Below are 24,832 nucleotides of genomic sequence, written 5' to 3'. Positions count from 1 at the left end.
AAAAGGAAGAATTGGATGAATATTTCAATTATCACGGTCGGCAAACTAAAAGAGAAGTATTTGAAACTAGGGATTGCCGAGTACACAAAACGCTTGTCGGCCTACGCGAAAGTGCAGGAAATCGAGGTCGCAGACGAGAAAGCGCCCGAGCATTTGAGTGAGGCGGACATGATTCTAGTAAAACAAAAAGAAGGCGAGCGGATTTTGGCGAAAATCAGTCCGGACACGCATGTGATTGCCTTGGCCATCGACGCCAAACAACGAACGAGCGAAGAGTTCGCCCGTGAGCTCGATCAACTCGCAACGTACGGCAAGAGCAAAATCGCCTTCGTCATCGGTGGCTCGCTCGGCTTATCGGATGACGTCATGAAACGCTCAGATGATACAATCTCATTCTCGAAGATGACGTTCCCGCATCAATTGATGAAGCTCGTCTTGTGTGAGCAGATTTATCGGGCGTACCGGATTAACCGGAATGAACCGTATCATAAGTGAACTCAAATAAAAGGTTGGTGAGCGTCAGCTCATCAACCTTTTTGATTGCTTTGATAACATAGATGTTTTTCAATAGTATTCCAACAATCACTCTTTTTTTATTACATAAACTAATTTAATTTTTTTGAAGAAAGATGCCAAAAACTAATTTTACTCTCCTTTTTTATATTAATAATAGTATGATTTATCCATAGATATTTAAATGTTTACATATAAAGAGCGGTATTCAAATTTTAGATTAGGCAAAAGAATGACTGGTGTTTTCAAAACGAAGTGTTAAATGTTTTTACTACTTGAAAACGAGTTTATGAAACAACTCGTATAGGAGGAACATCGAATGGACAAGAAAAATGAAAAATCGTCACAATTTGCACGTACATCAAAGAATCAAGAACCAATTAAAAAAAGACGGTATGGAGTGATCTTGAGTGTTACGTTATTGACTGTGCTTCTTGGATCAATGGCAACTTGGTTTTTTGTTGGAAATGCATCTAAGGATAAAAGCTCTGTGACAGTTGATCAAGTTCGTGAAATTGCGACGCTTGCAACGGCTGAGGCGCATCTTTCGGCAACTATTGAAGAAGAGAGCAATGAATTGTTAGGCATAAAATTACCATTTAACTTAGCTGGAACAAAACAAAAAATCTTACTTGTTGTTCCTGGTACGGTTATAGCAGGAGTTGATTTAAAAGGAATAACTTCTGAAGACATTGACGTTAATGAAGAGACAAAGCAATTAGCTATCGTCTTACCCAAAGCAAGCTTTCTTCAAGAGCCGGCAATCGATATGAGTGATGTAGCCCATGTTTCAGATGAAGGGGTGTTTCGTGGAGAAGTCACGTTTGACGAGGGAACAGTTTTAATGGAGAAGGCGCAACAAGATATTAAGGATATGGCTGTTGAAATTGGTTTGTTAGATACAGCAGAACAAAATGCTGAAAAATTCTTAATTGGTTTCTTTGATAACCTTGGTTATGAGGTAAGTGTTACTTTCAAATAATACGTTAAAGAAAACTATAGAACTACATTCAAATGAAAAGGACGTTCGATTATCGCTTAACCTGAACTGAGCCCTGTTTTACGGACAGTTTAATAAAAAGTGCCTCGAATTCTATGCGGCGATCAGATGGCTCCGGTATTGCTCCGGGGTCATCTTTTTTAGGTTCCATTGTTTGCGTTCGCTGTTGTAATAGTCGATGTAGGAGTCGACCATCGAACGAACCTCGTTGAGGTCAAGTGCCGATCGATGCTCGACATGATCTTTCAGATGTCCGAAGAAGGACTCGATTGGTGCGTTGTCGAGACAGTTCCCACGACGTGACATGGACTGGACCAACCCCAGTCCGCGAATCCGCGACTGATAGGCGGGATGGGTATAGTGGAACCCTTGGTCCGAATGGATCATCGCCTCAGGATGTAAGTTCCCGTTGAGGTGCTTTTCGAGCTTCCTCGTCGTGTGAAAGACGAGGTCCATGTGAAGGCTCGTCGACAGATGGTGCGCCACGATCTCACGTGTCGCGACGTCCTTCACACAGGAGAGATAGACGTTCTGTCCCTTTCGAGTAGGGAGATAGGTGATGTCCGTCACGAAAACCTTGCCCGGCTCGTCCTGGTCGAACTGACGGTTCAGACGATTCGGGACCGTCCTGTGTTCCTGTGTCGCCTTGGCGAGCTTCCGATATGCGTTCTTCGTGCGGATTTTCGTGATGATCCCGTATTTCCGCATCAGCCGAAGGATGCGCTTGTGGTTCATGGGTGATCCGATGAGGTCGAGCACCTCCATATAGAGCCCGCGATACCCGATCTTCCCGTGCCGACGATCGTGGAGCTGTTTCAGGAGAAGATAGTCCGCGTAGTCGCGCTCTTCCCGTAAGGAGTCTTCTTCCGCACGCTTGAGCCAGGCATAGTAGCCGCTTCGGCTCACACCCGCGATCTCGCAGAGTGGACGGACGAGGTTCTTCAGACGGAACGTCCGGAGGACGGTGTTGATGACCTGATATCGCTCCGTCGGTGTCAGTCGGTTCGCTTCGCCCGCCCCTCGAACTCCTCGAGCTTTTTTAACAGCTCGTTCTCCGCCGTCAGATATTTGATGCGCGCCTCGGCCTTGGCGAGTCGTCGTTCGAGCGAGTCATCCTGCTTCGGACGCCCGCCGCCTGCGTTCGATTTCCCGCGACGTTCGGTCAACAGCCCCTCTGTGCCATAGGTTTGATAGGTGTTGCGCCAGCGTTCCAAGGCAGACTTCGCCTTCACACGTCCGATCACCGTCAGGTCGAAACCGGCCTCCTCGAAGATTTGGGAAGGACCCTTCCCTTCCTGATTCTCAAGGACGGCCCGTACCTTGAAGTCGCCCGTGTACTGGATCGACCGGTCCGAGACCGACTCGACGTTCGGATTTAACTCAAGCTGCCTGATCTGATGTTCGTTGAAGATGATTTTACTCATGGATGCGTTCCCCCGTCTGAATGAATAGGTTCATTATATCGATTCGATCGCACGCAAAAAACCCTGAATGAGCACTTTTTATCAAGTGTCTATCATTCAGGGTTCAGTTCAACCGCTAATCATCGTCCTTTTTATATTAAGTTACTAAATGTGAAGGGTGAAATTGTGATAAAAGAACAATTGATTCAACTCGCAGAATATAAGTTATACACCAAATCAATTCAACACGATTCCGCAAACGTGACGGTCGTCATGGACGCTGGGTACGGTGATGACTCAACCTCTTGGAGCCCGTTGATAGATGATGTTTCGAAGTTGGCTAACGTGTTCTTATATGATCGTGCAGGACTTGGTCAAAGTGAAACCGGCGCGAATCCAAGAACGAGTCGAAACATGATTCAGGAACTGAGGCAGCTACTGACGGAAACCAATACGAAACCTCCTTACCTCCTTGTCGGACATTCTTTTGGCGGGGTGAACATGCAGCTGTTCGCGGCTGAATATGAAGAAGACGTCAGCGGGTTGATTTTAGTAGATGTCACTCCGAAAGACTATCGTGAGCGATTCCTGCCGACGATGTCACAAGACTTTCAACGTGCCTACCATCAGCAATTCGTCCGCGAAGGGAACTACGAGGAGTTCATGGAAAGTTTGAAACAATTAAAAGAGACGGAACTGGCATTACAGATTCCGGTCATCGTCATCGGAGCCGGCAAGAAGGACCACTACTCCAGTGAATCGCAACGATTATGGAACGATATGCAGAAAGAACTCACGCAAATCTCGTCAAATTCCGAATTCGTCCTTGCCGAAGCGAGCGCCCATTACATCCAGCGAGATGAGCCGGAAGTCATCTTGGCCGCCATCAAACGATTGATTGAACGATTCAAATGATTTCCCGAGACCGGCCATCGAACAGCGAGGGCCGTTTTTTTCAATGAGCAACCCGATTATCCGATGTCGTATTGCCGTCAAAAAACCGATGTGATAAAATCACATGGCAAATGATTATCATTATCAATAAGAAATGGGAGAATTTAATCCAATGAACAAGATCGAATTATATAAAACGGCCTTTATCAACGGACTTGATGTCGAGCCAGACGATTGAGTATGACTGGAAGATGTTGAAGCAGTTTGATGAACATCTGCGTCCGGGTGGGGTCGTCATCGTCTCACTCTCGCAAATCACGTTCAGCAATGCGGAGATTGGCCGGAAAGAAAATTATTATCAGGTGTTGGACCGGGAAGACATCGAACCGGTCAGCACGTTCGATTACTATACGTACACGTCGATTCCCGCGTTGAACAGTGGGAGCGTCTATACGGCGCTGTCGCGAGACATTCGTGATTTAAGGTGGGAGTCGCACGAACTGTGGGTGAATAACGGCAAGAACTATTCGGAACGAAAATACGAGATGGTCGAAGCCCAGTATAAACAAGCTGTGGAGAATCGTGACATCGAGCAGAATATGGAACGCGTGACAGACATCGTCACGTATTGTCAGACGAAAGGCTATCGCGTCGTCTTGGCGATGGAGCCGGTCCACGCGTCTTACAACGCCTGTTTTGATGAAGCGGTCATGGACCGACTCGTCCATCAACATTTGGCCTCGCTCGAGTTGGACGTCCCGTTCCTGAACTACATGACTGACGAACGGTTTATCCATCAGCGTGAGTACTTTCATAATCCAGACCATTTGAATGGGAAGGGGAGAACGCTCCTATCTTCTCTCGTCTATGAGGATTTGAAACGGCTCGGCTATCTATGAGAAAAGGAAATCTACGTTATTGTAGATTTCCTTTTTATGTGGTCGCAGATCACGTGTGGATCTCGTTCATCAACGCATGTGTGTTACCCTCAGAATCCTTGAAGAAAGCCATCCACGTCTCGAGGTGCACCATTTTTGCGACGAGGTGCGGCTCGTCGATAAACTGCACCCCTTTTGCCAAGAGCTGTTCATACGCCTCAGTGAGATTGTTCACTTGGAGATAGAGCACAGAGCTCGCTTTGGCAAAGTCTTCATTCTCGGGACGCGACAACATGAGCCGCACGCCGTTGCATTCTAGAAAAGCGAGGCTGCCGGCTTGGAACAGGAGCGGAATTTCAAGTGTGTCCCGGTAGAAACGGACCGCGCGATCCAAGTCGTGCACCGGCACGTAGATTTGTCTGATTTGCTGAATAAGATTCAAACGATATCCCTCCTAAAGTGGCATCTGTGACCGTGTAGCGCATGTATTCTTGATTAACGCGCTTGGCGAATCCGTTGAGCGGTGAACATCCCGAGCGCCAGAAGGACGGCAAGGCCGATCCATGTGAGGACGTAAATCAATGGCGACCCGGTCGTCCCGATGGCGACTTCGCTTTGAAGTGACGTGACGTTGTCCGCTTCGGAGATGATGTCGGGTGTATAGTTGAGCGTGCGGATGAAGCCGATTCCGAACGTGGCGATGACATACAAGAGGTGAAGCGCGGTCGAGATGAGTATCGCGCGTTTTGTAATCTTCAAGTCAATCTTCCTTTCCGTCTTTCGCATGTTGGCTGTGCGAAAGTTTTTGTTCCATTTGCGTATGTAATTTAGTGACAATCCCGTCCGGATGCGGAGAAATCGCGAGTTGAACATGAACCGGGAACATGGTCCATAAATCGGTCGGATAAGACGATCCGTCACGCGGCAACCGATGACCTTGAATCGTAAATGATTCGTCATCGTCGTCAAGGTATAATACAAGGGGGACGGACATGCCCGAACCTTGCTCGAAGCGATCACCTTCTTGCACGTACTCTTGGATGAGCGCCCAGACGTACACTTCATGTTTCGTCGTATTCGTGTCGAGTATTTGATATGACGTCCACACGTCACCGCCGAAGTTCGGTTCCATCACTTCGGTCGACAAATAGCGTTCCATCTCTTGATGATCAACCGAAACGGACTGACTCATCGAGACAAACGACTCTCCCGTCGTGACAGAATATATGGTTGCGACGATGGTGATGGTCCAAAAAGTGGTCCACATGAGTTTTTTCAATGTAAGTCCCCCGTATCTGTTCACCGATAAAAGATATGAGTTTATCGTAGCGCATTTCTACCGAATCGTGGGAATTATTGACTAAAATTTTAAGGGGATGATTGGATGCAAACGGTATATATAGCGGGAGGATGCCTCTGGGGCGTCCAAGCGTTCATCAAGACGTTACCCGGTGTCATCGAAACGGAGGCCGGACGGGCGAACGGGACGACGGATACGCTTAACGGACCATATGACGGTTACGCCGAATGCGTCAAAACGACGTTCGATTCGAGCATCGTCACGATGGAGGATTTGATGCACTACTTGTTCGAAATCATCGACCCGTATAGCGTCAATCGCCAAGGCGAGGATGTCGGTGAAAAGTATCGGACCGGCGTCTATAGTACAGACCCGCGCCATTTGGAAGCCGCGCGCACGTTTATCGACAGTCGCAGCGACGCGGACCGAATCGCGGTCGAGGTGTGTCCGCTCACGAACTACGTCCGGAGCGCGGACGAGCATCAAGACCGGCTCGCGCGATGCCCGGACGATTACTGCCACATCCCGCAAGCGTTGCTCGAGAAATATAAGCGGGCCGCGCATAAATAGAGATGTTGAATCGGGCAGTAACGAAAAAATAAACCTAGCTTATGTGATGGTGCGGCAGATGATATAGTGGTCAAGGTAAACCATAATCATGTCATCACGGAGGACCATTATGTTCACACTCGGCATCATCGGTGGCGCCAGTTTGCTGTTGGCTGGAATCGTGATCGGTGTTAGTTTCCTTATCATTCGTGCCATCGTCAAACTGGTGAAGTAAGCACGTAACAAAAAAGGAGTCTCGTCACCAGAACTAGGTGTCGAGGCTCCTTTCTACATTACGCCCGCTCGAGGACGTTCACGAGCAAGCGATGCACGACCTCGTGGTCGCGCACGTCATGCAGTTTGTAGTCTTTCCCGGGCAATGTGTACCACTCGGCCGCACCGACGTACGTGATGGCGAGCTCGAGCGTGCCGTCTTCCTGGCATGTCGTCCGTAATTCAAGATCTCCACTGATGACGCCGACTTCCTCGGTCATGACGCCGTGAGTAGCTTTAAATACTGAAGATTGCTGGTTCATCGTAGACTCCTTTCTGAATCAATAGACGCAAGCATTGATGGCCGTTTGAAGGGCCGTCTTTTCTGTAGATTGGAGGCTGAGACCCCAGCGGCTCTTCGTCTCGACCCACATCTTCGCATAAGCGCAACGTGCACCGGTGCGTGTCGGTTGCCATGTTGACGGGTCTTGGTCCCCTTTTGAACGGTTCGAGCTGGCCGAGACGGCAATCAGCTGTGGTCCGGTCAAATCGTTGGCGAAGCTTTGACGTTTCGTCGTCGTCCAGCTGTTGGCACCTGAACGCCACGCTTCGGCCAACGGTACGACGTGGTCGATATCGAGATCAGACGGTGACGTGAACGTGATGCCGTCATAGTAACTGTACCACGAGCCCGATGTGACCGGGCAGTCACCGACGTACGAATCGGCGTCACGTTTTAAGACGACTTGCCGCGTGTCGCAGCCGTTCCCTTGTCCGCTCCAGTGCGGGAACAGGTCACGGCTATAGCCGGTCATCGTTCCTTCAGTTTTAACGGTCAACGCGTTCAACTTCGTGAGCGCACTCGATTTCGATGGAATATTGGGCGGGAGTGCCGAGGCGGTCGGCGTCGTGAAGTGGAGCGACGTGGCGACCAAGATGATCGTGAATAAAGAACTGATGCATTTTTTAAGCATGTTTGTGCCTCCTATTATGTATGACGACTGAACGACGCGCATCGTAAACGCACGATGCACATCGACTATACATGGCAAGGAAGTGAGAAATACGCAAATTTACAAAAAATGAATCCAAAGATTATAAAAGTTGAGGTCAGGGACATGATACATGACATCAGACGTCCCGGCTTTAGCACTATCGGCATACGCGCAGGCACCAACTATTGGTATAATGAAGGCGGTTTGTAGTAAAGGACGAAGGAGTTGGGATGAATGAATCAAAAAGACATCGCGGCAATCCGCAAGCATTTCAAGTTGAATGCGGAAGCGGTCAAAATCGCTGACATTTATAATATTTATATTCGCCAAGACAGCAACGAGATTTTTTACGAGGAGTTACGCTCGTTCCCGTTTGTCGAGCAGGAGCACCAAGAGCTGTTTCTCGCCAACTTCAAGAAAGTGCTCGGCGGCAAAATCGACGAGAAGCTATTCGAAGTGAAGTTTCAACATCCGGAGCCGGGCCAGACCGACCATACGCAGACGTTGTTGTATGAGGCGCTTCGGACCGACGAGATTGAAGAGTGGGCCGGTATGATGCAGCGCATTGCACTCAAGATGGTCCAGGAGGCACCGTTTGAGAAAGATATGGTCGTCACGTTCATTCGCTTCAAATACAATAAGCCGACACGCCGTCACTCGGAGGAGACGGAAATCGATATGCGTGACGAGGTATGGGCGTCACGATTCATCCTATGTAGCATCAACCAGACCGAGCTCCCGAAACAGTCGCTCGTGTTCGATTATATCGAGCGGGAGTTCAAGTCGAATATCTTCATCAATCCGGTCATCAAACTCGATGCCCCGATTGGTGGTTTCATGTTCCCGTGCTTCACGGACAACGCGGCCGACGTCAACCATATCTTGTACGCCGCGCAAAAAGCGCATCAACCGGACTTTGGCTTTATCGAGAACGTCTTGAACGGGACCGAGATTGTGACGGCGGTCGAGGAGAAGGCGATGTTCGAGGAAGTCGTCAAGACCGTCATCGGTGAAGAAGTGAACGTCGGGACGCTCGCTACCGTTTACGATGAAATCAACCAAATGATCCTCGCCGAAGCGGAGCGTGAGGACGAGGAAGAGAGCGTGCCGATGATTGACGCCCGCACTGTCGAAATCGTCTTGAAAGCGAGCGGTGTCGAGGACGTGACGACGGAGAAGGTCGAGCAGGCGTTCCAACAAGTCGTCGACGACCGCCAATATGAGATGAAGGCGAGCAGCGTCGTCCCGAAATACACGTCGAAATCGATTAAAATCAATACGAAAGTCGCCAATATCTCAATCAGCCCGCAAGACTTGAAGTACGTGAGACAAGTGAACGTGAAAGGGAAACGTTGCCTGTTGATTGAACTAGAAGAAGACACGGAAATCGAAGGATTCAAGTTGATCTCGGAAGAACTGCTCGACTGACGCTAAGCGGACGGAGACGAGCGGGTTCACCCGTTAGAAATCGTTGAGCGGATGACCGCCCTTGCTATCCAATCGAGCCATCGTTCGATTCGAGAGGACAAGATTGATTTTCTTCATTTGGAAGACTGAGGTTCAGACAATCGTCTGAGCCTTTTTTTGTCAATCACGTGAGGATAGTTGAATTTCGGAACGGTTATCGGTATGATGCTCTTGAAAGCGTTCTCTCGATAAGTTTTATTTTTTTAACGTTTATCGAAAGCGCTTTCGGTAATGTTGGTTAAACACAAAAAAGGCCCGGAGAGATCTTCCTCTCCGAAACCTGGATTGTTTATTTATGGGCTTTACTAACTTTTAGCTTTTTACCTTTAATCGGTGTCGATTCCATCGCCTGAAGGACGAGTGAGCCTTTGCCGTTCAAAATGTCGACGTACGTCATCTGGTCGTTGATCGTGATGATGCCGATATCGTCAGCCGACACGCCAGGAATTTTGGCGATTGTACCGACGAAGTCGACGGCGCGGAGTTTTTTCTTCTTCCCGCCGCTGAAGTGAAGCTTCATGATGTCTTGGTTGATGCGGGCCGTCTTGTTGTTGCGAACGACACGTCGACCGCTCAACTTCTCTTCGAACGCGGCTTGGTTGCGCGCGACTTCTCTTTCAGTCGGTGCATCCATCTCCGGGATATCGAACTTGATGAACGCTTCGATGGCGCGAACGAACTTGCCTTCATGCGGCGTCGCGAGCGTGATCGCTTTTCCGGCGTTGCCGGCACGGCCTGTGCGTCCGGTCCGGTGCACGTAGCTCTCTTTTTCCATCGGCACGTCATAGTTGATGACGAGGTTGACGTTATCGACGTCGATTCCACGTGCTGCGACGTCGGTCGCGACGAGATAACGGAAGTTGCCCATCTTGAACCCTTCCATGACGGCGAAACGGTCTTCTTGCTCAAGGCCACCGTGGAGGCGTTCGCACGAGTAACCGGCCTGATCGAGCTCGGTGTAAACCGTGTCGACATGTTCTTTCGTCCGACAGAAGATGAGGCAGCTGTCCGGATTCTCGACGACCGTCACATCTTTCAGCACGGCGAGCTTGTCTTCGCGGCGCACTTCAATCAAGCCGTGTTCGATCGTCGAGGCGGTGACACCGCTCGATTCGATGGCGACACGGACAGGTTCGTTCATGTGCTTTTGGCACAAGCGCTCGATGTCGTTCGGGAACGTCGCCGAGAATACCATCGTCACACGGTCGCGTGGCAATTCTTGAAGAATCGCCTCGACGTCAGCGAGGAAGCCACGGTTCAACATCTCGTCGGCCTCATCGATAATCAAGTAATCGATTTTATCGAGGACGAGCGTCTCCCGTTCGATGTGGTCCATGACGCGTCCCGGTGTCCCGACGACGATGTGCGTCTTCTGCTTCAATTCTTCACGTTGTTTCGAGAACGGTTCTTTCCCGTAGACGGCAGTCGCCTTGATGCGTTTGAAACGACCGATGTTCGTCATATCCTCACGGACTTGGACGGCGAGTTCGCGCGTCGGTGTGAGAATCAGCACTTGCGGCTTGTTCTCTTCCCATTCGATGAGTTCCGTTACCGGAATCCCGAACGCTGCGGTCTTCCCGCTTCCGGTTTGGGCTTTGACGACCAAGTCTTGGCGCTCGAGGGCGAGCGGGATGACTTTCTGTTGGACTTCGGTCGGTGATTCGTATTTCATGATGCCGAGCGCGCGTTGGATGTCTTCGCTCAGGCGATAGTCTGAAAAGCGTGGTTGATTCATAGGTTTACCTCTTTTTCGTGTAAGAAACTTCTATTCGAGAAATTTTCATTAGCAATTTGGATTACGCTTCATTATACACGAAAGCAACCCGTTCGTCGTTCATCCCGAAAATCGGTCAAGTGTGAAACTCATTCCTCTTGAAGCAACCGCCGCATATACGGTTCAAGTTTGAACTGCGGATGGTCTTCCAAACAAGTTGCAAACAAGGTGTGAAGCGATTGTCTGGCGCGTTGGATTGACACTGGGTCGACGGAGGCAGGATACGTCTGTAAATAGTCTTCGATGAACGAACGGTTCAACGTATGATATGCCTTGAATTGATGGACCTTTCGTCCTTCTTTCAGCGCTTGAGCCGTCAACGTCAGCTCTCGTAACGTCTCGAGCATCTTCAGCGCATAAATGGGGTTGTTTCGCTTCAACTCTTTCTCAAGGGCCAGTGAGGCATAGATGAACTCGAAAGGGACGTCACCGGTCTCATACTGGATTGGACTCGCGATGAATTGTTCATGTTCGCTCTCCATGCGTTGGAGGAGTTGTCCGTCTTGATCGACGACGACCTTCCAAAGCGGGGAACGGACCGGTAAGATTTCAAGCGGGGCGATCGAGACGTTAAACTCCAACCGATTCTCGAGCAGGACAATCAATAAAAAGATATCCGGTCCGAACCGCTTCTCTTTAATGAAAACCGGGGATAACTGGAGAAAGTAGTCGGCTAGATGCTGCTTGATGGATTGGGGGTCAACGCCAGTGCGGGCAGCAACCATTAAATCGATATCAGAGTACTGGTCCTGATAGCCTGCGGCCCCGGAGCCGAGCTGAACGACACCTTGAGCGCCTGTGTCGGTTTGTAGATGCTGAAGCACGTGTTGGAAGTGTGTATCTCTTTCGACTGTACTGTACATAACAAGACCTCGTTTTCGTAGATGATACATCCTTATTCTACCAATCGAGGGCGAACCCTTTAAACATGTCAGGAGGATGAAGTGATGGAAGCAACTTATGCACAACTAGTGGATGATTTAAGCCAGTCTCGAGAGCGAAATCATGTGGACGGCATCGAGACAATCATCAAACCGATTCCCGATTCGGGTGTCAGCGGGGATTTGGACCCGCGCGTCTTGGCCGTCATCAAGGGCTATGCCGCAGCCGAGCCAGAGACGTCGTTCGACTTGGCGTCTGCCCGTGCCAGCATGGGCTGGCCGAACCGGGACGTGACGACGATGGACATCACGACAGACCTCGTCATGATTCCGAGCGCTGACGGTGACATCCCGGCACGCCTGTATCGGCCGCGCACGGAAGAGGCGTTACCGGCCATCGTATTCTTCCACGGCGGCGGGTTCTTCGGCGGGACGCTCGATACGGTCGAGAACCCGTGTAAGTTACTGGCGGAGAAAGCGAACGCCCTCGTCGTCTCGGTCGACTACCGGCTCGCGCCGGAGCATCCGTTTCCGGCCGGATTGAACGACTGTTATCGGGCGGTCGAATGGGTATACGAGCAGGCCGACAAATTGAACGTGTTGCAGGATCGCCTCGCGGTCGCGGGCGACAGTGCCGGTGGGAACTTGGCGACGGCCTGTTGTCTGCTCGAACGCTCGAAAGGGTTGAATCGGATTCACTATCAAGCGCTCGTCTATCCGGTCGTCAATCTAGGATCAATCCCGACAGACGATTATGAATGGAGACTCGACGACTATGAGATCAAGCATCACCACGACTTGATTCGTGGCGTCGTCATGGCGCTCGGTGATTCGGACGGTTTGCTCAACCATGTGTATTTACAAGGCAAGGCGGAGCTGACCGACCCGCTCGTCTCTCCGTTGTTCGCCGATGATGTGGCGGGTCTTCCGCCCGCGCTCCTCATCACGGCCGAGTACGACTATCTGCGCCTTGAAGGCGAAGTGTATGCACGGAAACTGGCGCGCGCCGGTGTGAAGACACGATTGATTCAATACCGCGGGATGGACCACGCCTTTATGGACAAGCTCGGCGACTTCCCGCAAGCCGAAGACTGTATGACCGAAATCGCAAACGGAATGAAGGAGATGACATGATGAAAACTTACACATTGAACTGGGATACATATAAACAATTGGCACGGACAGCCGTCGCGGAAGGGGCCGTCCTCTTAAAGAACGAGCAGGCGACGCTTCCGCTCCAACATGGGACGACCGTCTCTGTCTTCGGACGCAGCCAATTCAACTACTATAAGAGCGGCACGGGTTCAGGTGGGATGGTCAACGTCTCGCACGTGACGAGTCCGCTCGAGGCGCTTCAGGCGACAGAAGGGATTCAGTTGAACGACTCGCTTCTTAAGACATATGAGACATGGGTCGAGGCGAACCCGTTCGACCAAGGCGTCGGCTGGGCCGGCGAACCGTGGTCGCAGCCCGAGGTGGCGGTGACGGATGAGCTCGTCCGAGAAGCAGCCGCGCAGTCAGACGTGGCCCTCATCTTCATCGGACGTACGGCGGGGGAAGACCGGGACAACACGGCCGACCCGGGCAGCTATTTGTTGACGGACATCGAGCAGGCGTTGATTGAGCGAGTATCGAAGGCGTTCACGAAGACAGCCGTCGTCTTGAACGTCGGCAATATCATCGAGATGGACTGGGCGCATCAACCGAGCGCCATCCTCTACGCATGGCAAGGGGGATTAGAAGGTGGGACGGGACTCGTCGACGTGTTGACGGGTGCGGTCACGCCATCTGGAAAGTTGACCGATACGATCGCGAAATCGATTGAGGACTACCCGTCGACGAAAAACTTCGGACATGCGGACAAAGGCATCTACCAAGAAGACATCTATGTCGGCTACCGTTATTTCGAGACGTTCGCCAAGGACGCGGTGCTCTATCCGTTCGGCTTCGGCTTGTCATACACGGCGTTCACGACCGACGTCGCGACGGCGGACGAACAGGACGGTGTGATCACGGTGACCGTCGATGTGACGAACACGGGCGCCGTTGACGGAAAAGAGGTCGTTCAGCTCTACGTTGAGAAGCCGCAAGGCATGCTCGGTAACCCGGCACGTTCACTCGTCGCCTTCGATAAAACGGACACACTCGTACCGGGGGAACGGACGACGCTCACACTCAGCGTCCCGGTCACGCGTCAAGCTTCGTTCTCGAGGCCGGCACATACGAGTTTCACCTCGGGACCGACGTGCGCTCGGCACGACCGGTGTTCGCGTATGAAGTGGCATCCCAACAACTTGTCGAGACGCTCAGCGAGAACATGGCCCCGGTCACTCCGTTCGACCGGATCAAACCGGTCGTCGGCGAGCATGGCTATTTGGTCGAGTACGTGCCGACGCCGCTCCGAGCGGTCGATGTCGAGGCGCGCTACCTCGCCGAACGTCCGGTCACGCGCGACTACGCCGGTGACAACGGCTTCACACTGAAGGACGTTTATGCGGGCAAGGTCGAGCTCGATGCGTTCCTCGATCAATTGACGGATGAGGATCTCGCCTGCATCGTCCGGGGACAAGGGATGAACTCGCCGCGCGTGACGCCGGGGACGGCCGCCGCGTTCGGTGGCGTATCGGACCGCTTGAACGAGCTCGGCATTCCAGCGGCATGTTGCGCGGACGGTCCGTCCGGCATCCGGATGGACATCGGGACGAAGGCGTTCGCCCTTCCGAACGGGACGCTCCTCGCTTCGACGTTCAACGTCCAATTGGTGGAAGACCTGTTCGAGATGACTGGACTCGAGATGCGGAAAAATCGCGTCGATACGCTCCTCGGACCTGGGATGAACATTCACCGCAACCCGCTCAACGGCCGGAACTTCGAGTACTTCTCGGAAGACCCGCACGTGACCGGCAAGATGGCGATCGCCCAATTGAACGGGATGCATCGCGTCGGTGTGACAGGAACGCTCAAGCACTTCAGCGCCAACAACCAAGAGGCGCACCGTCACGATATCGACTCCATCGTCTCGGAGCGGGCGCTGCGTGAGATTTACTTGAAAGGGTTCGAGATGGCCGTCAAAGAAGGCAAGGCCACATCAATCATGACGACGTATGGCGCCGTCAACGGCGTCTGGACGGCCGGATTGTATGACCAGAACACGCGCATCCTCCGTGACGAGTGGGGCTTTGACGGCATCGTCATGACCGACTGGTGGGCGAAAGTGAACCACCATGAAGACGAGCCGGCGAACCGTCAGAACACGGCGGCGATGGTTCAGTCGCAAAACGACTTGTATATGGTCGTCGACCGTCCGGACACGAACTCGTTCGATGACAACACGGGCGCGGCACTCGCTGAGGGCTTGCTCACTCGTGGTGAACTGCTCCGGAGCGCGGCGAACATCTGCCGTTTCGTCTTACAGTCACCGGCGATGGAACGCGAGCTCGGCATTCACGACGGCACGGTCGAGGTGATCGGTCTCGACGAGGAAGCCGGACAGGCTATCGACTTCGATGTGACGTATCGCCACCTTGAGAGCGGTGAAGCTGTCAGCCTGAGTGACGCCGACACATCGACAGGGAATACGCACGTCTTTGCCGTCTCGGTCGATGAGACGGGCACTTACGACGTGACGATTACGGCGAAATCGGACGCGGGTGAACTTGCCCAGATGCCGGTCACGTTGTTCGCCAACAACATCCCGGGCCCGACGTTCACGTTCAACGGGACGGACGGGGAATGGGTGACGCAGACGAAGCAAGTGTTCTTCTTGAACCAGCACAACTACTTGCAGCTCTACTTCGCACTCGGCGGTCTCGACGTGAAAGACATCACGTTCACGCTCGTCGACTCGTTCAGCATGAAAAACGGATGACCAACAAGAGCTCTTCATCGTATATGTTCGCCTGTCTTTCAAACATCACGAGATATTTTGTATAATGAGGTCAACATCTTGTGATTTGAAAGGGGGGCGCATATACGTGGAAAATCGTTTGAGATTTTCTAAGTCTTCAATCACTCATGCAAAGCCAGTTGTCACAAGGGCGATCGTTTGCATGGGGCAGAACGGTTTATTTGATCGCTAGGTAATCTTTTACAACAATGGCTTTGCTTCCTTATTGTCGGATTTTCTATAAGGAGCGAGCAGATATGAAGTACGTAAATGCGCAACAGATTCTTCCGGAGAAGTTGCTTCAGGAAGTTCAACGATACGTCCAAGGGGAGACGCTCTACGTCCCCCGGACCGGTCAAGAAAAGAAGCGCTGGGGAACAGTCAGTGGTGGCAAACAGCTGCTTGAACAGCGGAATGAAGCGATTCGAACATCCTATGCGAAGGGGACTCGGGTTGACCAGTTGGCGGCTGAATATCATTTGGCCGTCACGACCATTCGAAAAATCGTTTACTCTTCAAATTAATCAACGGCACAACGCATAATTGCGATTGTGCCGTTTTTTTATATAAAACAGTTCTAACTTGAAGTCGGTGCAATCTTGTCTTGTAAAATCCTTTACACTAAAAGAAGTCAGGATGGAGAAAGGATGACTGAACATGTCAGAGCGTTTTATGGAAAACCACCAATTCAACTTCATTCGAGAACAAGTCGAGATCATTCGAGATAGTCGAAAGAAAAGCTTACCGGCTTCCGTATTACAAGCCGTCATCGATTTGGCTAATGCTAAAATCGCATATCTGTTTCCAGATGCGACGCCATCTCAGCTTGCGATGATGGACGTATCGACTTTAAAAACAGATGAATCGTATGACGTTTTCATAGAAGGGTTAAGACCTCATGTCCGGTCATTCCCTCAAGTTACGGAACCACAAGTGAAAAAAATGTTTCCCAAACAGAAAAAGCTAAGGCTTCCGGACGCAACGAGTTTTAATGTGAATCGGATGTCCTACATGAGCTGGAACGACTTACGTTCCAATCGGAAATATATCGTTTGCGAGAAGAATCATCAGCTCATGGGAATCGAGCTCAAGGCAAGCTCGAACGCGAAGAAAAATATTTGCGCCTTCTGTAACCAGTTTGCAGAAGTCTCGTACTGTGTCACCATCACAAAAGCGAAACAAGCGAAAAATCCTGACTATTATAAAGCGATTGGGACGTATATTTGTACAGACAGTGCCTCATGCAACGAGAACATGACCAACTTGGACGCCTTGATGACGTTCGTCGAAACGGCGTTGAAAGAGTGAACAGAGAATCGACCATGCGTCGATTCTTTTTTGTCGTCTTTACAAAACCTATACAGGATTGACTCGGTGTTGAAAAAGCTTCTTAACAAAAATCCTTTAGTCTACAAAAGTCAGCACAAGCAGTACATATTCGGGAGGGACTAAGGAAATGAAGAAATCGATGAAAAAAGTGATTCCGTTGGCCGTCGTGTCGACGCTCGCAATCGGCGGACTTGTCGGGATGCAACAAAACGAGACAGAGGTACAGGCGAAGGACGGCAAGAACGGCAAAGCGAAAAACGTCATCTTCATGATTGGGGACGGGATGGGCGTTCCATATACGACGGCGCTACGCTACATGAACGACACGGAAGGAGTGGACATGCCACAGACGGCGTTCGATCCACACTTGGTCGGCTTGCAGTCGACGTATCCAGAAGATGAGGCCGAGAACGTGACGGACTCAGCGGCAGCGGCCACAGCGATGAGCGCCGGTGTCAAGACGTACAACAATGCCATCGCGGTCGACAACGACAAGTCGGACGTGAAAACGGTCCTCGAGCAGGCGAAAGAGAACGGCATGTCGACCGGGATCGTCGCAACGTCTGAAATCACGCATGCGACACCGGCCTCGTACGGTGCCCACGAAGAAGAGCGCAAGAGTGAGAACGCCATCGCTAACGATTATTATGATGAGTTGATTAATGGGGAACATAAAATCGACGTCATGTTGGGCGGCGGAACCGACTTCTTCGAACGCTCGGACCGCAATATCGCGAAACAGTTCCAACAAGATGGATATAGCTATGTAAAATCGGCGGACGAGATGAAGCAGGACGACAATAAACAAGTGCTCGGTCTGTTCGCCGAGGTCGGACTCGACAAGATGATCGATCGAGACGATAGCCAGCCGAGCTTGGCCGACATGACGACGTCGGCGCTCGACCGCTTAAAGGACGACGAAGATGGCTTCTTCTTGATGGTAGAAGGCAGTCAAATCGATTGGGCCGGCCATGACAACGATGTCGTCGGCGCGATGAGTGAGATGAAAGACTTTGAGAATGCGTTCAAAGAAGTCGAGGAATTCGCGAAAGAGAACGGCGAGACGTTGGTCATCGTCACAGCCGATCACTCGACAGGTGGCTTCTCAATCGGTTCAGACGGGAACTATAACTGGGACCCGGCTGCGATCCAAGCCGCGAAACGCACACCGGACTTTATGGCGAAACAGATTGAAGCAGGACAAGATGTGGAAGCGGTGTTGAACGAATGGATCGACCTCGACTTGACGGATGCGGAAATGAAATCGGTCCAACAGGCTGCCGAAACGAAAGACGTGACGAAGATTGACAATGCGATTGAAAAAATCTTTGATGCACGCTCAGGGACGGGTTGGACGACGGACGGTCACACCGGGGACGACGTGCCGGTCTATGCATACGGTCCTCAAAAAGAGCAGTTCACGGGCATGATCGACAACACGGATCAAGCCGCGCGCATTTTTGAGTTGTTGGAGAATCGTGGGAAAATAAAATAAGGAAAACGGACAGAGGGACCATGCGGATAGTTGCCGCGTGGTCCCTTTGATTGGATTCAGGAGGCATCGAGCGCTTTGACCGCGTGTCGTAACGCCTCGATGTCTTCGTTTCGCCAGCCGTGTCGGTCCGCGGCATTGATGAACTGACGTGTCGCTTTGATGAGGGCATGTTTCAATTCCTGAAGTGATACAGTCCCCATAGGCGTATGGAGATGGCCATCTTCTATGAACGTGAGCTCAACTTCTGTGGCGGTCACTTTTTCAGCGGTTATCCGGATCGGGCCGTCCATGAATTGAAACGAGTATGTCTCCCGCCACGGGGCGAATACGAGGGCACGGCAATTGTCGACCCACCAGTTCAAGACGATGGCGACGAAATCCGACCAATCCTGTCCCGGGAAATAATCATGAAAGTCGATGACGAAGGCGATGTTGCCGATGATATGTGTGTCATAGGCTAAAGAATCGAGATCCACCTCGATTGAAAGTTGATGGTTCATAAAGCCTCCTCTCGATGTTCAAAACAGGAAAATACAATGAAGTGAATCATAGTTGGGTAAATACTCGTATATATGGTATCACGACCAAATCGGAGGGATGACGATGAACACGCTCTATATGAAACAGAAGGTTTTCAGCCTGCGCGGCCGCTTCACCATCAAAGATGCGGATGAGAACGATTTGTACTTCGTTGAAGGGAGCTTTATGAAGCTACCGAAATCGTTCACAATCTCGGACAAAGACGGCCATGAGATTACGACAATCACGAAAAAGACGTTCAGTTTCTTGCCGAAGTTCTATGTCGATGTGGAAGGCCAAGAGACGGTCACGATTTCGAAAGAGTTTACGTTATTCAAACCGCGTTATACGATTGATGCGGCCGGAATCGATGTGCAAGGCAACTGGTGGGACATGGACTTCCAAGTGATGCAGAACGGCCAAGTCATCGGCAGCGTCCAAAAGAAATGGTTGTCATGGGGCGATAGTTACGAGATTCAAGTGATGGACGAGACGATGGAGCACATGCTCATCTCGATCGTCGTCGCCATCGATTGTGCGAAGTCAGACCAAGCCGCAGGTGCGAGCGCGGCGACATAAAGGGGATGGAACGATGGAGTTTTGGGATGTGTATGATGTGGACCGCAAGAAGACAGGGCGGACGTGGCAGCGGGGCACCCGCCTCGAGAACGGCGATTATCATCTCGTCATCCACGTCTGTATTTTCAACAAGGACGGACAGATGTTGATTCAGCAACGCCAACCGTTCAAAGACGGTTGGGCGAACATGTGGGACATCACCGTCGGCGGCAGCGCCACGGTCGGCGATACGAGCCAACAGGCGGCGATGCGCGAGCTCGAAGAAGAAATCGGGCTAAAACTCGACTTATCACACACAAGACCGCATTTGACAGTCAACTTTGACGAGGGGTTCGACGACATCTACCTCGTCGAGACAGAGGTAGATCTCGATGAATTGACGTTACAGGAATCAGAAGTGCAGGCCGTACAGTGGGCGGACGAGGCGACGATTCTCGACATGATTCGTTCAGGCGAATTCATCCCGTATCACGAGGGGATGATTCCATTATTGTTCGCGATGCGAGGGCAGTGGGGAGGAATCAATCATGTGGCAGCCATACACGGGGATCAATGAACCTAATGAAGTGAGCGCCGGTGAGCGCTTGACGTTCCAGACAGCACCAGACACCGACTTTTGGCGGAACACCCATTACGGCTTCAACCGGATGACGGCACACGCTTTGGTGACGGACGTGTCGACCAAGCAGTTCACGTGTCGGGCGACGATTGAGATGGAGCCGAGCCATACATACGATCAAGCCGGCATCCTGCTGTACGTCAACGACGACCATTGGCTCAAGACGTCCGTCGAGTATATCCCGGACGGACCGTCACACCTCGGGGCTGTCGTCACGTCCTTTGGTTATTCGGATTGGTCGACGCGTGATTTCCCCAACAAGGACATTCACGGACGGTTGACGTTCGAACTCGTCTATACCGATGGTGATGTCGAGGTGTTCTTCGAATACGAGGGAGGTGCGCGTGAACAGTTGCGAATCGCTCATCTCCATGATGTGTCGACGTTACGCGTTGGACCGTACGCTTGTAGTCCGGATCCGGAGGCGCCTGGATTCACGGTCACGATTTCAGATTGGATCGTTACGGAAGCATCGACTTGAGTCATCAGTCGATGCTTTTTATCAAAATTAGGCGAGAATGCTCCCGCTTCTAAACGTCGCGGGCGAAGCCCTAGTGAAAGTGGGCTATGAATCGCCAACCTCTCTTTTGGGTATAAATACCTAAGGGAGGTGAACATCTTGTTGAAGCATAAAGCGTATAAATTCCGGATCTATCCGACAACGGAGCAGGAGATTCTGATTGCCAAGACGATCGGTTGTTCACGCTTCGTCTTCAACCACTTCTTGACGAAGTGGGAAGAGACCTACGAGGCGACAGGAAAAGGACTGTCCTACGGTTCCTGTTCGAAAAAAATCCCTGTACTCAAGCAAGAGTTCGACTGGCTGAGGGAGGTCGATAGTACATCTGTCCAAACCAGCGTCAAACACCTCGCCGAAGCGTTTGACCGCTTCTTCAAGAAGCAGAACGAACGGCCCCGGTTCAAATCGAAACGGAACCCCGTCCAATCCTATAAGACGAACATCCAAGGCAAGTCTCAACTTCCTGAGGTGTCGATCGTCGGCAACCGGCTTAAGCTGCCGAAGTTGAAGTGGGTCCGGTTCGCCAACTCGAAACAAGTCGAGGGCCGAATCCTCAGCGCCACGATCCGACGGAACGCGACGGGCAAATACTTCGTCTCCCTGTGCGTCGAGCAGGAGATCGACGAACTGCCAAAGACCGGCTCAACCGTCGGCGTCGACGTCGGACTGAAGCATTTCGCCGTCCTGTCCGACGGCACGGTGTACCAAAACGACCGCTATTTTCGCACGCTCGAGAAGAAACTGGCGCGCGAGCAACGAAAACTCTCCCGTCGTCAGCTCATCGCCCTGAACAAGAACATCAAGCTGTCCGAGGCGAAGAACTACCAGAAACAAAAACGCAAGGTCGCCCGCATCCATGAGAAGATCGCGAACAAACGTACCGACTTCCTGCACAAAGTGTCGACCGAGATCGTCAAAAACCACGACGTCATCGGCATCGAGACCCTGCAGGTGAAAGACATGCAACAGGACCGCAAGTTCAGCAAAGCCATCTCCGATGTCAGTTGGTCGGCGTTCTTCCACATGCTCGAGTACAAGGCGGACTGGTACGGCAAGACCGTCGTGAAGGTCGGGAAGACCTTCGCCTCGAGCCAGCTCTGTTCAAGTTGCGGCCATCGACATAGAGACGTGAAGCATCTCGGTCTGCGTGAGTGGACATGCCCGGGTTGCGGGACCCACCACGACCGCGATGTGAACGCAGGACTGAACCTCAAACGAGAGGCCGAACGCATCCTCGCCTCTTCAACCGTCAGGACGACGGGGCTAGCCTGATCAGGTTTCGACTGTTAGGTCGGATCACTCAGGAATCCTCCACCCCCAAGCGAAGCGTAGGTGGGGGTAGTTCAAGTCATTTTCATTTCACTTTAAGAAAATGGTTGAATCGAGACATGGAAAAAATTTATAATAAGATTAACGAAAGCGCTTTCGGAAAGCGGTTTCAATTTGTACGTCACTAAAAGAGGCAAGGTCGATTGCGTCGTCCCTGCCTTCATTCATGCCAAGGGAGGAAATGTAATGAAGAAATGGGTCGCACTTGCACTCGGGACCGGTCTTGTCTTGTCAGCCGCACAAGGCGCATCTGCCGAAAAGCCTGAGAAAAAAGACAACACGAAATGGAAGCTCGTCTGGTCGGATGAGTTCAACAAATCAGAAATCGATCAGACCAAATGGAACTTCGATACGGGGAACTGGTTGAAGGATCAAGACGGTACGCCGGTCACACCGGGTTGGGGAAACAATGAGAAGCAATTTTACACGGACAAAAACGAAAACGCTTTCGTAGAAGACGGGAATCTCGTCATCCGTGCGAAAAAAGAACAAGTGACAGACGAACTTGGGTCATACGATTACACGTCAGCGAAGTTGACGACCAAAGGTAAGTTCAGTCAAACGTACGGCCGTTATGAGATGCGTGCGAAGCTCCCGACCGGCAAAGGGCTATGGCCGGCGTTCTGGATGTTGCAGGAACAGGACCGTTACGGCGCCTGGGCCGCGTCTGGCGAAATCGACATCATGGAATCATGGGGCAGTCAGCCTGACAAGGTCGCCGGAACGATTCATTACGGCGAGAACTGGCCGAACAATAAATATACCGGTAAAGACTACCACTTTGAAGAAGGCGACGGCATCGACAAATGGCATACATATGCGGTCGAGTGGGAGCCAGGCGAGTTGCGTTGGTACGTGGACGGGAAATTGTATCAGACACAAAACGATTGGTACTCGAAAGGGTTGAACCAAGCGACGAAATACAGCTATCCGGCACCGTTCGACCAAAACTTCTATTTGATTATGAACTTGGCCGTCGGCGGCTGGTTTGATGGAGACGTCGATGCGACGACACCATTCCCGGCTGATATGAAAGTCGATTACGTTCGCGTCTTCGATTTGAAGAACCGCGACTATCGCGAAGCAGTCGAACCGGTGTATACGGATGAAACGATTGTGCTTCCGGATGGAGCGAAACAACCGTCTGAAGACGGCAACCTCGTCTACGATCAAGACTACACAGAGCCAATCACGACCGTGACAAACGGTTCGCAGGCGCTTGACCCTGTGAATTGGAACTATGTGGCGCTACCGGACTTCGGTGGGGCTGGATCCATCGACGTGATTGAGCAAGCTGGTTCGCGCTTCGCGGATATCTCGATCACGCAAGCGGGCAGTCAGCCTTACTCGCACCAATTGATTCAAAACGTGTCACTCGGCAAAGGCGGTCACTACAAAGTGTCGTTCGACGCGAGTGCCGACTCGGCCCGCTCAATCGCTGTCAAAGTCGGCGGTGGACCAGACCGTGGTTACGCTAAATATTCGGATGAAGGTTCGTTCGATTTGACGACCGACGTCCAGACGTACTCGATGACGTTCGACATGACGGAAGACACGGACCTCGCGGCACGCCTCGAGTTCAACGTCGGCCTCAGCACGGCAGGCGTTCAAATCGGGAACGTCCGCGTCGAACAGACACCGCGCGAAGCGCTCGACCCGAACGCGACGAAATCGGCGCTCGGAGACGGCAACCATGTCTATAACGGCACGTTCGATCAAGGGGCAATGGACCGCTTGACGTACTGGCAGTTTGACCCAGGCGCAACGAAAGGCACAGGTACGGTTGATGAGGAAGCTCGTCACTTCGAGTTCGTGACGAACGCGAAGAAAGGGCAACCGGCAACGCTCGTCCAAAACGGCATTCAATTGACGGAAGGCCGTGAGTACGTGCTTCGGTTCAACGCGAAGTCGGAACGCATCAAATCGCTTCAAGTCGGCTTGAATGGATTGGACGGACAAGCGTATCTCCCGCTCCAAGACGTGGCGTTGACGCGCGACTTCCAATCAATTGAAATCCCGTTCACGATGGAACAAGAGTCGGATTTGTTGAGCCAACTCCAATTCGTGCTTGGTTCGGCTAAAGGTGAAATCACACTCGACGATGTGCAATTACTGGATGTGACACCGGTCGATGTTGATCCATCACCTCTCAAGAACGGTTCATTCACTGAAGGATTGACGCATTGGGGCTCGTACGTCCACTTTGACGCTCAAGCGGCGGTCGAAGCGGTGAACGAGGCGGCTCAATTGTCAATCACGCAAGAAGGACAAGAGCCGTGGAGCGTGCTCATGGAGCAGGGTGGTCTCGAGTTGCATGCAGGTCAAACGTACGTCGTGCGCTTCGATGCTTCGTCGACAGTAGCCCGTAACATGGAAGTGACGATCGAGAACGCGGCGTACACACGTTACTTGAGCGAAATCGTCCAAGTTACTCCTGAGACGAACACGTATGAGTTCGAGTTTGTCATGGGCCAGACAGACATGACAGCTATGAAATTCTTGCTCGGCCGCACGGAAGGCTCGCCGCTCGGCGCGCACGATGTGACGATCGACAACGTCAGCGTGACCGTAAAATAATCGAAAGCAAGAGCGCCTCGCATGCTGAACTGCTCCCCGTCAAGTAGACAGGGCAAATAATGAAAACCGGACTATGCGGCTTGAGACCTGTATTCGACAGGGCTCAAGCCGT

25 protein-coding genes and 1 pseudogene are annotated in these 24,832 nt (G+C 51.7%); 17 read left to right on the top strand and 9 right to left on the bottom strand.

Annotation, left to right across the window (positions count from 1 at the left end; all coding sequences use genetic code 11):
* The first annotated feature begins 15 nt into the window (after positions 1–15).
* Both rlmH and KNP71_RS13445 read left to right on the top strand, forming a co-directional pair.
* The gene (gene rlmH, locus KNP71_RS13450) at positions 16–495 is read left to right on the top strand and encodes a 23S rRNA (pseudouridine(1915)-N(3))-methyltransferase RlmH (RefSeq protein ID WP_029596433.1); all 480 of its coding nucleotides are present in this window, start codon (positions 16–18) and stop codon (positions 493–495) included.
* A gap of 337 nt (positions 496–832) precedes the next feature.
* Positions 833–1,495 carry a DUF4230 domain-containing protein gene (locus KNP71_RS13445; protein WP_214830896.1) on the top strand — a complete coding sequence of 221 codons (663 nt, stop codon included), beginning with the start codon at positions 833–835 and terminating at the stop codon, positions 1,493–1,495.
* Between the two features lie 111 nt (positions 1,496–1,606).
* On the opposite strand, the gene KNP71_RS13440 is transcribed toward KNP71_RS13445, so the two are convergent.
* Positions 1,607–2,937 (bottom strand): IS3 family transposase gene (locus KNP71_RS13440; RefSeq protein WP_483299389.1). Its coding sequence is split into 2 segments (ribosomal slippage): positions 1,607–2,556 and positions 2,556–2,937, totalling 1,332 coding nucleotides; the frame shifts between segments, so codons are not numbered across the junction.
* 165 nt (positions 2,938–3,102) lie between these two features.
* On the opposite strand from KNP71_RS13440, the gene KNP71_RS13435 reads away from it, so the two are divergent.
* Complete coding sequence (locus KNP71_RS13435; RefSeq protein WP_214830894.1) at positions 3,103–3,831, top strand: alpha/beta fold hydrolase; 729 nt, start codon at positions 3,103–3,105, stop codon at positions 3,829–3,831.
* A gap of 230 nt (positions 3,832–4,061) precedes the next feature.
* Positions 4,062–4,709 (top strand): hypothetical protein, encoded by a 648-nt coding sequence (locus tag KNP71_RS13430; protein WP_251132816.1) that lies wholly within the window; start codon positions 4,062–4,064, stop codon positions 4,707–4,709.
* Positions 4,710–4,758: 49 nt separating this feature from the next.
* Here the strand turns inward: KNP71_RS13430 and KNP71_RS13425 are convergent, their stop codons facing one another.
* From KNP71_RS13425 to KNP71_RS13415, 3 genes are read right to left on the bottom strand one after another with little or no spacing between them, the layout of a single operon-like run.
* Complete coding sequence (locus KNP71_RS13425; RefSeq protein ID WP_214830890.1) at positions 4,759–5,130, bottom strand: VOC family protein; 372 nt, start codon at positions 5,128–5,130, stop codon at positions 4,759–4,761.
* Between the two features lie 53 nt (positions 5,131–5,183).
* Entirely contained in the window at positions 5,184–5,447 is a 264-nt protein-coding gene (locus tag KNP71_RS13420; RefSeq protein WP_214830888.1) for a hypothetical protein, read from the bottom strand.
* A 1-nt stretch (position 5,448) separates the two neighbouring features.
* A complete protein-coding gene (locus KNP71_RS13415) occupies positions 5,449–5,967 on the bottom strand; it encodes a hypothetical protein (RefSeq protein ID WP_251131599.1) in 519 nt (172 codons plus the stop codon).
* Between the two features lie 105 nt (positions 5,968–6,072).
* On the opposite strand from KNP71_RS13415, the gene KNP71_RS13410 reads away from it, so the two are divergent.
* Together KNP71_RS13410 and KNP71_RS15945 are read left to right on the top strand one after the other, a co-directional pair.
* Positions 6,073–6,558: a peptide-methionine (S)-S-oxide reductase gene (locus KNP71_RS13410; protein WP_214830886.1), complete on the top strand. Its 486-nt coding sequence runs from the start codon at positions 6,073–6,075 to the stop codon at positions 6,556–6,558.
* 88 nt (positions 6,559–6,646) lie between these two features.
* Positions 6,647–6,772, top strand: coding sequence for a hypothetical protein (locus KNP71_RS15945; protein WP_285801280.1), 126 nt, complete (start codon positions 6,647–6,649; stop codon positions 6,770–6,772).
* Between the two features lie 58 nt (positions 6,773–6,830).
* Here KNP71_RS15945 and KNP71_RS13405 read toward each other — a convergent pair whose 3' ends face one another.
* Both KNP71_RS13405 and KNP71_RS13400 read right to left on the bottom strand, forming a co-directional pair.
* Positions 6,831–7,073 carry a hypothetical protein gene (locus KNP71_RS13405; protein WP_021067883.1) on the bottom strand — a complete coding sequence of 81 codons (243 nt, stop codon included), beginning with the start codon at positions 7,071–7,073 and terminating at the stop codon, positions 6,831–6,833.
* Between the two features lie 18 nt (positions 7,074–7,091).
* Positions 7,092–7,724 carry an HNH endonuclease family protein gene (locus KNP71_RS13400; protein ID WP_214753805.1) on the bottom strand — a complete coding sequence of 211 codons (633 nt, stop codon included), beginning with the start codon at positions 7,722–7,724 and terminating at the stop codon, positions 7,092–7,094.
* A gap of 255 nt (positions 7,725–7,979) precedes the next feature.
* Here KNP71_RS13400 and KNP71_RS13395 point away from each other — a divergent pair, with 255 nt between their 5' ends.
* Positions 7,980–9,173 (top strand): DUF4317 domain-containing protein, encoded by a 1,194-nt coding sequence (locus KNP71_RS13395; RefSeq protein ID WP_214830884.1) that lies wholly within the window; start codon positions 7,980–7,982, stop codon positions 9,171–9,173.
* A gap of 328 nt (positions 9,174–9,501) precedes the next feature.
* Here KNP71_RS13395 and KNP71_RS13390 read toward each other — a convergent pair whose 3' ends face one another.
* Together KNP71_RS13390 and KNP71_RS13385 are read right to left on the bottom strand one after the other, a co-directional pair.
* A complete protein-coding gene (locus tag KNP71_RS13390) occupies positions 9,502–10,947 on the bottom strand; it encodes a DEAD/DEAH box helicase (protein ID WP_029596425.1) in 1,446 nt (481 codons plus the stop codon).
* Positions 10,948–11,075: 128 nt separating this feature from the next.
* Positions 11,076–11,849, bottom strand: a complete 774-nt coding sequence (locus KNP71_RS13385) for an aminoglycoside 6-adenylyltransferase (protein WP_214830882.1) — start codon at positions 11,847–11,849, stop codon at positions 11,076–11,078.
* A gap of 84 nt (positions 11,850–11,933) precedes the next feature.
* On the opposite strand from KNP71_RS13385, the gene KNP71_RS13380 reads away from it, so the two are divergent.
* The 5 genes and pseudogenes from KNP71_RS13380 to KNP71_RS13360 all read left to right on the top strand — a co-directional run bounded on the left by KNP71_RS13380 (position 11,934) and on the right by KNP71_RS13360 (position 18,577).
* Entirely contained in the window at positions 11,934–13,001 is a 1,068-nt protein-coding gene (locus KNP71_RS13380) for an alpha/beta hydrolase (RefSeq protein WP_214830880.1), read from the top strand.
* Positions 13,001–15,735 (top strand): annotated as a pseudogene (locus tag KNP71_RS16120) (glycoside hydrolase family 3 C-terminal domain-containing protein). Before KNP71_RS13380 ends, KNP71_RS16120 begins: the two are co-directional and overlap by 1 nt.
* A gap of 275 nt (positions 15,736–16,010) precedes the next feature.
* Positions 16,011–16,277 carry a CD3324 family protein gene (locus KNP71_RS13370; protein WP_214830877.1) on the top strand — a complete coding sequence of 89 codons (267 nt, stop codon included), beginning with the start codon at positions 16,011–16,013 and terminating at the stop codon, positions 16,275–16,277.
* A gap of 133 nt (positions 16,278–16,410) precedes the next feature.
* Entirely contained in the window at positions 16,411–17,061 is a 651-nt protein-coding gene (locus tag KNP71_RS15940; protein ID WP_214830875.1) for a FusB/FusC family EF-G-binding protein, read from the top strand.
* A 148-nt stretch (positions 17,062–17,209) separates the two neighbouring features.
* Positions 17,210–18,577, top strand: coding sequence for an alkaline phosphatase (locus KNP71_RS13360; protein ID WP_214830873.1), 1,368 nt, complete (start codon positions 17,210–17,212; stop codon positions 18,575–18,577).
* A gap of 56 nt (positions 18,578–18,633) precedes the next feature.
* Here the strand turns inward: KNP71_RS13360 and KNP71_RS13355 are convergent, their stop codons facing one another.
* A complete protein-coding gene (locus KNP71_RS13355) occupies positions 18,634–19,077 on the bottom strand; it encodes a hypothetical protein (RefSeq protein WP_214830871.1) in 444 nt (147 codons plus the stop codon).
* A gap of 103 nt (positions 19,078–19,180) precedes the next feature.
* On the opposite strand from KNP71_RS13355, the gene KNP71_RS13350 reads away from it, so the two are divergent.
* The 5 genes from KNP71_RS13350 to KNP71_RS13330 all read left to right on the top strand — a co-directional run bounded on the left by KNP71_RS13350 (position 19,181) and on the right by KNP71_RS13330 (position 24,720).
* A complete protein-coding gene (locus KNP71_RS13350; protein WP_214797344.1) occupies positions 19,181–19,675 on the top strand; it encodes an LURP-one-related/scramblase family protein in 495 nt (164 codons plus the stop codon).
* Between the two features lie 13 nt (positions 19,676–19,688).
* The gene (locus KNP71_RS13345) at positions 19,689–20,231 is read left to right on the top strand and encodes an NUDIX hydrolase (protein WP_214830869.1); all 543 of its coding nucleotides are present in this window, start codon (positions 19,689–19,691) and stop codon (positions 20,229–20,231) included.
* Positions 20,203–20,775, top strand: coding sequence for a DUF1349 domain-containing protein (locus tag KNP71_RS13340; protein WP_214830867.1), 573 nt, complete (start codon positions 20,203–20,205; stop codon positions 20,773–20,775). The genes KNP71_RS13345 and KNP71_RS13340 overlap by 29 nt, the downstream gene beginning before the upstream one ends.
* A gap of 138 nt (positions 20,776–20,913) precedes the next feature.
* Positions 20,914–22,086, top strand: a complete 1,173-nt coding sequence (gene tnpB, locus KNP71_RS13335; protein WP_214715345.1) for an IS200/IS605 family element RNA-guided endonuclease TnpB — start codon at positions 20,914–20,916, stop codon at positions 22,084–22,086.
* A 243-nt stretch (positions 22,087–22,329) separates the two neighbouring features.
* Positions 22,330–24,720 (top strand): carbohydrate binding domain-containing protein, encoded by a 2,391-nt coding sequence (locus tag KNP71_RS13330; protein ID WP_214756482.1) that lies wholly within the window; start codon positions 22,330–22,332, stop codon positions 24,718–24,720.
* The last annotated feature ends 112 nt before the right edge of the window (positions 24,721–24,832 follow it).

It is taken from the genome of Exiguobacterium sp. s56 (assembly GCF_018618255.1).
GTDB lineage: Bacteria > Bacillota > Bacilli > Exiguobacteriales > Exiguobacteriaceae > Exiguobacterium > Exiguobacterium chiriqhucha.
Note: the sequence above shows the minus strand (reverse complement) of the source record. Positions and strands in the feature narration are given on the sequence as shown.